Raw genomic sequence first — 959 nt, 5'->3', positions numbered from 1 at the left:
CCCCCGCCTTACAAGCGGCGGGGGCCGGTGTCGGGGCGCGGCGAATCCGCGCCGGTGCGGACGGTCGCGTGCAGCACCGAGAGGCCGTCCGGGCGGGCCAGCACCGGGTTCAACGTGAGCGACCGCACCCGGGGCTGCTCGTCGGCCAGCCGACCCACCCGCAGCAGCAGATCCACCAGGGCCGCCCGATCCACCGGGGCCGCGCCCCGGTGCCCGCGCAGCAGCGGCGCGGCCCGCGGCTCGTCGACCAGCTCGGCGGCGTCCCGGTCGGTCAACGGCACCGCCCGCCAGGCCCGGTCACCGAGCAGCTCGGTCGCCACCCCACCCAACCCGAACCCGACCACCGGCCCGAACGCCGGATCCTCCACCAGCTCCACCACGCACGCCACGCCCGGCGCGACCATCGGCTGGACCAGCACCTCCGCGCCGAACACCGGAGCCATCTCGGCGTACGCGCGGCGCAGCGCGACGGCGTCGGTCAGGTNCGGCGGCCTTGAGCGCCACCGGCCAGCCGAGCCGCTCCCCCGCCGCCACCACCTCGTCGACCGAACCGGCCGGCACCGACCCCACCACGTCGATCCCGTACGCACGCAGCAGCGCCGCCGTGTCCGCCCCGTCCGGCCCCAGCGCGGCGTGCCCCGCCGCCCGGTCCACGTCGGCCAGTTCCGGCAGCACCCCCGGGGGCCGCCGCAGCCAGTCCGCGTACCCGCTGACCCGGGCCAACGCCCGCACCGCCTCCTCCACGCTCGGGTACGCCGGCACCCCGGCCGGCACCCGTCCNCCGCGAAGTCCGCCGCCGGGTCGGCGAGCTGACCGGGCAGCGGCGGCGCGAAGACCGCCACCACGGCGTCCACCCGCTCGTCGGCCACCGCGGCGGCAAGCGCGGCGGCGTACGCGTCCGCGCCGGCGCTCGGCCCCACGTCGTGCGGGTACCCCGACGCGACCGCCAGGCCCTGCCC

The 959-nt window shown here is 79.1% G+C and carries 1 pseudogene; it reads right to left on the bottom strand.

Annotated features, from left to right (window positions below):
- Positions 1-8: 8 nt before the first annotated feature.
- Positions 9-959, bottom strand: a pseudogene (locus B1205_RS30515) (acetate--CoA ligase family protein); the annotation flags it as partial.

The sequence above is a fragment of the Micromonospora sp. NBS 11-29 genome (assembly GCF_002140155.1).
Classification (GTDB): domain Bacteria; phylum Actinomycetota; class Actinomycetes; order Mycobacteriales; family Micromonosporaceae; genus Micromonospora.
This window is presented reverse-complemented; position numbering and strand designations above follow the sequence as displayed.